Origin of the sequence: Acinetobacter tianfuensis, from assembly GCF_003611465.1 — a bacterium.
Taxonomy (GTDB): domain Bacteria; phylum Pseudomonadota; class Gammaproteobacteria; order Pseudomonadales; family Moraxellaceae; genus Acinetobacter; species Acinetobacter tianfuensis.
This window is the reverse complement of sequence record NZ_RAXV01000058.1, coordinates 1-7,488: the sequence shown is the minus strand read 5'-3', so window position 1 is coordinate 7,488 and position 7,488 is coordinate 1. Positions and strand designations below refer to the sequence as shown.

General features: G+C 36.2%; 8 protein-coding genes. 6 read left to right on the top strand and 2 right to left on the bottom strand.

The window, feature by feature from the left end; genetic code table 11:
• The 4 genes from mobQ to D7V32_RS16330 form a co-directional block, all read left to right on the top strand.
• A partial coding sequence (gene mobQ / locus D7V32_RS16350) for a MobQ family relaxase (RefSeq protein ID WP_120403852.1) occupies nt 1–1,603 on the top strand: 1,603 nt, incomplete at its 5' end.
• Between the two features lie 711 nt (nt 1,604–2,314).
• The gene (locus D7V32_RS16340; RefSeq protein WP_020846814.1) at nt 2,315–3,256 is read left to right on the top strand and encodes a replication initiation protein; all 942 of its coding nucleotides are present in this window, start codon (nt 2,315–2,317) and stop codon (nt 3,254–3,256) included.
• Nucleotides 3,253–3,540 (top strand): hypothetical protein, encoded by a 288-nt coding sequence (locus D7V32_RS16335; protein WP_004870774.1) that lies wholly within the window; start codon nt 3,253–3,255, stop codon nt 3,538–3,540. Before D7V32_RS16340 ends, D7V32_RS16335 begins: the two co-directional genes overlap by 4 nt.
• A 371-nt stretch (nt 3,541–3,911) precedes the next feature.
• Nucleotides 3,912–5,789, top strand: coding sequence for a potassium transporter Kup (locus D7V32_RS16330; RefSeq protein WP_004282101.1), 1,878 nt, complete (start codon nt 3,912–3,914; stop codon nt 5,787–5,789).
• Between the two features lie 66 nt (nt 5,790–5,855).
• On the opposite strand, the gene D7V32_RS17655 is transcribed toward D7V32_RS16330, so the two are convergent.
• Nucleotides 5,856–6,053, bottom strand: coding sequence for a hypothetical protein (locus tag D7V32_RS17655; RefSeq protein WP_004733253.1), 198 nt, complete (start codon nt 6,051–6,053; stop codon nt 5,856–5,858).
• Between the two features lie 296 nt (nt 6,054–6,349).
• On the opposite strand from D7V32_RS17655, the gene D7V32_RS16320 reads away from it, so the two are divergent.
• Both D7V32_RS16320 and D7V32_RS16315 read left to right on the top strand, forming a co-directional pair.
• Nucleotides 6,350–6,613: a type II toxin-antitoxin system Phd/YefM family antitoxin gene (locus D7V32_RS16320; protein ID WP_120403717.1), complete on the top strand. Its 264-nt coding sequence runs from the start codon at nt 6,350–6,352 to the stop codon at nt 6,611–6,613.
• Nucleotides 6,600–6,863, top strand: coding sequence for a Txe/YoeB family addiction module toxin (locus D7V32_RS16315; RefSeq protein ID WP_000184943.1), 264 nt, complete (start codon nt 6,600–6,602; stop codon nt 6,861–6,863). The genes D7V32_RS16320 and D7V32_RS16315 overlap by 14 nt, the downstream gene beginning before the upstream one ends.
• Nucleotides 6,864–6,924: 61 nt before the next feature.
• Here D7V32_RS16315 and D7V32_RS16310 read toward each other — a convergent pair whose 3' ends face one another.
• Nucleotides 6,925–7,227: a hypothetical protein gene (locus D7V32_RS16310; protein ID WP_000110201.1), complete on the bottom strand. Its 303-nt coding sequence runs from the start codon at nt 7,225–7,227 to the stop codon at nt 6,925–6,927.
• Between the last annotated feature and the right edge of the window lie 261 nt (nt 7,228–7,488).

Here is a 7,488-nt window from a genome sequence, read left to right as displayed (position 1 = left end):
ATCGGCCGTTGCTTGTGCTGCATATCGTTCAAGTGAAAAATTGGTATGCGATTTTTATGGAAAAGAACAAGACTACACAAGAAAAACTGGTGTCGAATTTACAAAAATCTATGCACCTGAAAATACAAATACTGAGTTACTCAAGCGCCAAACACTTTGGAATGAAGTCGAAAAGGTTGAACGTAGAAAAGATGCATTACTTGCAAGAGAGTTTGAGATTGCATTTCCCAGTGAGTTAAACGCTGAACAGCGTGAAAATATGCTCAATGAACTTTGCCGAAACCTCGTTAAAAAATACGGTGTCATCGTTGATGCTGCTATTCATGCACCTCATACAGACAGTGGAAGTGATGAACGCAACTACCATGCACACATCATGTTCACAACCCGAAGTATTAATGAGCAGGGTGGCTTTTCAGCAAAAAAATATAGGGACTTCAGTCGTGACAATGGCACAGAAACTGTAAGCCACTGGAGAGAATCATTTGCAGAGTTATGCAATCATCACCTGGAACAAAATGGATTTGATGAACGTGTCGATCACAGAAGTTATGAAGACCAGGAAAGTGACCTAGAAGCAACTCAGCACGAAGGTCCTCAAGCGACATACCTCCGGAGACGAGGGATATTTACAGAAATTAGTCTGAAAAATGATGAAATTAAGCTACGTAATTTAAAAATCAAAAAGGTCATCGCACTGGATGAAAACATCAAAGTATCTGAGGATCTTGTTCAAAAAGTACGAAGTGAGCTTCAGTTTCAATACTCTCAAGCTGAGTATTCAGAAAAAACTTCTCAGAAACTTTATGAATTCCAAAATGAAGAATTATCAAAATTAACAACAAAATTAGACACGATGAGTTCTGCAATATCAGAACTACGCAAAAAAGAGCCTTTATTTTTTAAAACAAAATGGATCAATCAAATAAATGACCTGATCGACCAACACAACACCCAACTAGACATCCAAAAGCATATTTCTGGTCTTAGTGAAATAGAAAAAAAAGAGAGATATTCTGATCATTTAAATAAATGGACAGAAGAAAATCAGCTGCTCCAGCCTAAAAAGTCTTTTGCAAAATTTGACGAACCGAACATCACTGTTAAACAACGAAAACTTAATGATCAAATTTCAAATATAGATCATCAAATTTCTGAAATATCACGCAGAGAAACTGAGTATCAAGAGTATGTACGCGATCAAAGACTGGAGATCATAAATAGTTATATATTTGAAGAAGATAACTATGGAAATAAATACTTTAGTCCTCAAAATGGTGAAAAACAAAAGCGACTATATGCAGAAGAAATGGAAGATCTAAAAATCCAAGAATTGCATGCGGCTTTTACAAAAAAAATTGAGACCGAAGCGCAGCAAGAGTTTTCCCAAAAAAGAGCAATACAGCTCGAAAACGACCGAAAAGATCGTGAATCTAGAGAACAGCAGTTACGTAAAGAACGAGAGCAACAAGAACAACGCTATGCACAAGAACGAGAGCAACAAGAACATTTGGCATTTGTAAGACGCCAAGAACAAGAAAAACAGCAGAGAAATGAGCCTAAAAAGCCAGAAAATGACAATAACCATGACTACACGCCTTAGAAATCCCATTTAAGCGCAAAAAAACGGGGGTTTTAGCGACTTTTGATAGAAATACAGTAAAACTATAGTTGATAAAAATAAAATCGCTTAGAACGCAAATGAGAGCCTTTTAGCGAGTGTCTACGAGCGACACAACGAAAGTTTGCTTATTCCCCCTCTGAAAAACCGTTTTTTATTGAATTACTGGGGACAGTGATTAGCGAGTGTCTACGAGCGAAGTATTGATGCTTTTGCTCGTCAAAAAGCATGAGCATAGCGAATGCATTATTCATGTTTTGCTTTTTGAATCCTTGATCATATATGCAAAAAACTGCCCCCCACGAAGCGAGTGAAACGAGCTTCAATAGAGTACGAGCTTTAGCGAGTACCAAGGGCAGTTTTAATAACTCACTTTGGAAATAAATTCCCTTTTATTCTTTTAAAAAGCTTTTAAAAGCTTTTAGACCCCCCTATAAACCACGCCTAGCAATGCTTTCAGACTTTAAAAAACTACTTTTACCGGACATTAAACTACAAATGCCGGACAAAATGGACTTAAAAAACTACTTTTACCGGACATAGAAACTACTTTTACCGGACATTAAACTACAAGAAAAAGTTTGTAGTTTTGTTAAAAAACTACAAAAATAGTAGTCAAAAAATAAACGACAATGTATGTTTAAGCTACATAAATACCAATGTAGTTAGTTAGTTTTTTGGGGTTGTAGTTATATGGACGAAAATAAAAAAACATATCCTCTGAGCTGGGTTGTTATGCAAAACAATGTTCAAGAATGCTTTAAGAGTATGAACATTGATGAAAAACGAATGTTAATACTTGCTAGCCCAATTGCTAGAACCACTGATGCAACTGAAAAAGACCGAATTATGATTACGGCAGAAGAGTTTGCTAGAGAATGTGGCATTAAAACGCATTCCGCATATACGCAGTTAGAACTAGCCAGCAAGAATCTACTTAAAAGAAATTTCTCTTATAACAATGAAAGAGGAAAAAAGGTGCTGTCGAATTGGGTGATTGATTGCACTTATGAAGACGGAGGGATAGCTATACGTTTCCCTGAAATCGTTCTACTGATGTTAAAAGAGTTTGATAAATTAAACCCTTATACAAAATATAAAAAAGATATCGTACTAAGTTTGAAAAAAGATTACTCATTCGATCTTTATCATTTAGCTAAAAAGCATCAAGCAATGGGACAATTTGAAATGTCCTTAGAACATATAAAAAATGAGCTGGGTTTGCCCAAATCTTATGACAAACTCTGTAATTTAAAAGACCGAGTAATGAAGCCTTCATTAAATGAGATTACAACTAATACAGATATTGAACTCACTTATGAAAATGTAAAAAAAGGGCGTTCAGTAGTTGGCTTTAAATTTATAGTGAAAGAAAAACCTAAGCCAAAATTAATAGCGCCTCAGCGAGATCAAAGAACTATAGATATGTTCTGCAATTTATCTGATGCTCAAATTAACAAGTACAGCACTATTTTATCTAAACTTTCTGAGCTATCAGACCTCAGTAATTTCCCAGACTACCCGACATTTGCCCTCTGGATTAGTGGCATCTTACGAGATCCGAAAAGTGTAAGAGAGGAAACAACAAAACGGATTTTTAAAGCTCTTCATAGCAAGACGGATTTTAAACCATGAGAACTAAGGCTGAATTAGATGCAATGAGTCATCAAGAACTCAAAGATTATGAGCAAAGTTTACTTGCTCTGTGGACACCAAGAATGGCTATTGAAAGTGACATTGAAAGGTTAAGCACTCATCACAGCGAATTATTAGAGGTTTTTAATCAATTAAAGAATCCGGATGCACCTAAAAATTCACGTTTAAAAGATTCAATCTTGTCTCTGAAATATAAAATCGAATCGCTTGAAGGTAAGTTGAGTGATCTTATTCAAGATAATCGCTTAAATTCTGCAGATTGAATTATTCAGTTTATTTAATCAAAATCGTGGAACATTGATTAAAGACTAGGCGTGGAACGTGAAAAGTCATAAAAAAAGCCCACCTTGGGGAAGATGGGCTATCAACTAGAAACTACAGCATTGATTTCTATAGATAATTATAACGCATTTCGTATAAGGTGTATTATGTTAATTTTAGAAAAAACTTAAAATTATCTATTAGAGAATCATATATTTTTGGATTACTTATAAGTGAAATAGCACCTATATAGTGCAGGCTTAGCTAGAAAAACTATAACACTCTAAGAAAGTATGGTTTTTTATGTACAAGGCAATTTCATGAGAAGCCAGATGATAAAATTCGAGGCTCCCCAATTTTGTAAATCAAATATATGCAAAATAATGTGAGTAAGCCGGCAGTACCAGCATTAACACTGGCTGCACTAGGAGTAGTATTCGGCGATATAGGAACGAGTCCATTATATGCATTAAAAGAAAGCTTTCATGCGACACGCGGGCTACCTATTAATGAACTTAATATCCTGGGAATTCTCTCTTTAATCTTTTGGACCATTACCTTAATTGTTTCGCTTAAATATGTTTTGGTGATCATGAGAGCTGATAACAATGGTGAAGGGGGTATCATGGCATTACTCGCCTTAAACCTTAGGCAAAAAGGATTGTCCCGTGGAAAAAGACTGGCAATCATTATCTTAGGTTTCATTGGAGCATCCTTATTCTTCGGTGACGGTATCATCACCCCTGCTATTTCTGTTTTATCTGCAGTTGAGGGACTTTCTGTTGCTGCCCCGTCATTTGATCGCTTCATTATTCCAATCAGTATTGGAATTCTTATAGCTCTCTTTGCCGTTCAAAAACATGGGACTGCAATGATGGGGAAGTTTTTTGGTCCTATTACCCTGTTATGGTTCCTATCTATTGGTGCCATTGGCATTATGAGTATTATTCAAAGTCCATTTGTTCTTGCATTATTCAGCCCACACTGGGCTTTTTTATTCGTTATTAACAATCCTCTTATTTCATTTTTTGTGATGGGAGCTGTGGTTTTAACAGTAACAGGTGGTGAAGCCTTATATGCGGATATGGGACATTTTGGTATTTTACCGATCAAGTTAGGCTGGTTTTTAATTGTACTGCCATGTCTGATGCTGAATTATGCTGGACAAGGAGCATTACTGTTAAGAGATCCTTCGGCTATCACCAATCCTTTTTACCTGCTTCTGCCTTCAGCCCTTCTATATCCTATGATTATTCTGGCTACTGCAGCTGCAGTGATTGCCTCACAGGCTTTAATCAGTGGGGTATTCTCTATGGCTAAACAGGCAATACAGTTGGGGTATCTACCTAGGCTTACAGTTTTACATACCTCCGCTTCGGAAATTGGACAAATTTATATTCCATTACTGAACTGGCTCCTGTTTATCTCTATCACCATCTTGATCTTAATATTTGAAAGTAGCAGCAAGTTGGCAGGTGCTTATGGTCTGGCCGTCACTGTGACCATGTTCTGTGACACACTGTTAGTAGCTTTTCTGGCTTATAGTTACTGGAAATGGAAAACATGGAAAGTCTTACTGTTCATTATTCCATTCGCCTTTATTGATCTGGTTTTGCTGAGTTCAAACCTATTAAAAGTCCTGATTGGAGGCTGGGTACCAGTCGTTATTGCGGTTATTGTTTTTACCCTCATGATGACCTGGAAAAAAGGCAGAGAGATTCTTCAGGACAAACTGCAGAAGGACACGCTTCCACTGAATGTGTTTCTTGAGCACCTTGAACAGACAGGTCAGAAAGTGAGTGGAAATGCCGTATTTTTAACTGGAACGCCTCAAGTCGTACCCCATGCGCTTTTACATAATCTAAAGCATAATAAAGTTCTGCATGAACGTAATTTTTTGGTGACAATCAAGACTTCTGAAATCCCGTATGTTGATGAAGCTAAGCGAATCGTTACTGAAGTACTAGAGAATGGTTTTTTCAGAATAACGATCCATTATGGATTTAAAGAAGAGCCTAATGTGCCTCATTCATTGAAACAAGCTTTTTCAGTACTGGATCTTGAGTATGACTTAATGAATATCAGCTTCTTTGTTTCTAGAGAAAGATTAATTCCAAGTCTGTCCAGCAAGATGTCTACATGGCGTGAAAAGTTATTTGTCGCAATGCAAAAAAATACCAGCCCTGTCAGTGATTTTTATAAAATCCCTTCTAACCGGGTGGTAGAGCTAGGTAGTCAGATTGAAATTTAAGAATTTCTAAAATGAATAGGCACCTTTAAATAAGGGTGCCTATCTGATCAGAATAAATCTTTTACTTTAATTTTCCAATAGTTGACCAATCTCTAAAGCTGAATAACCACGTTCTTTAAAGATCAAAATAATTGCTTTTTTATAATCTTCAGAAGTAGAAGTCTTATATTTAGTTATCAGTTGATTCTCGGAATTCAGCTCAAGATCATTTTTGATGGTCAATACTTCGCTAGAGATCTTATTAAAGATATTTAGGTTAAACATACAGGCACTCGTTATCCGTATTATAGCGGCCCGACTATAACGAATACCTGTCTTAGCTACGCTAGACACCCTTAGCCGCAAGGATTACAAATTAAGAAAAATTCTGCAAGTTTCTGCCTATTGAAAGAATAAATAATATCCCCCAAATGCTATCTATTTAACATAATGGCTGTTATACGAAATTGACAATATGTACAGGATTCTGTACATTTAGGATTGTAAAGTTTCAATCACTACCGCCTAGGTAGTCTAGCTAGCAGCGTTTTGACGCAGCTTACCCTATGAGGGATAGATATATGCATGTATTTACATATACGGACGCACGTAACAATTTAAAATCTGTTTTAGATAAAGTAATTGATGATGTAGACGTTGCTTTTATTACAAGAAAAGAAGGTGGCCATGCTGTAGTAATGGGACAAGATCATTACGATAGCTTAATGGAAACGTTATATCTCCTTTCATCTCCAAATAATGCAAGTCGTTTAAATGAATCAATTGCTCAATTACGTTCAGGGAAAACAAAACACAGAGAGTTGATTGAGGATGACGAATCGTAACGTCGAATGGACTGATAATGCCTGGGATGAATATATCTATTGGCAGACACAGGATAAAAAGATACTTAAGCGTATTAATACCTTAATCAAAGAATGTCAGCGAACACCTTTTGAAGGAACAGGAAAACCAGAACCTTTAAAAGCTAATCTTTCAGGATTTTGGAGTCGTAGGATTGATGAAAAGCATAGATTAGTTTATGAAGTGACAGATGAACGAATCTCTATAATTCAATGTCGATTCCATTACTAACAAGATCCCCTATTTTTAGGGGATTGTTTTTTTATTTAATACAAAATCTCATATGCGAAATTTAGGTGTTATTCCATATAACGCCATTAAAAAGATCTTTATCTTTCTGCCTATTTTCTTCAGTCTTACTTTCCGTGCTTAAAAACTTTTCAAAATCGGTTAGTTGACCCTTAAAAGATTCATCATTTTTCAGTTTGTTTAGAACCCAAGCCCCCAGTAGAATTTTACGTCTAGTATCATCTTTTCTTTGTCGATCAGAATTTTTCTTTTTTTCACGAGCAGCAATAGCTTGTTTTTGTGCTTTTAGTTGTCTTAATCGTTCTTCTTGCTTTGCAATTTTTTGCTCTAAAGTTTCAACACTCATACCATCACCATCTCAAGGAATCCCCCTCAAGCATAGGTCTGTTTGAATTGAAATTCAAGACAGCCCATGCTATCGTGGTTTTCCCGAAGGGCGCACTTAGCCATTGGATTTCATCCAATGGTGCGACAAGGGGTAAATCCCCTTTGTAATCCCCTGACCAACATATACATGTTGGTAATTTCGATAAATCGAAATAAAGAGCAAAAGCAAAATGGCGATATATCATTTTTCAGTTAAAACGATTAGTAGAGGTAATGGACG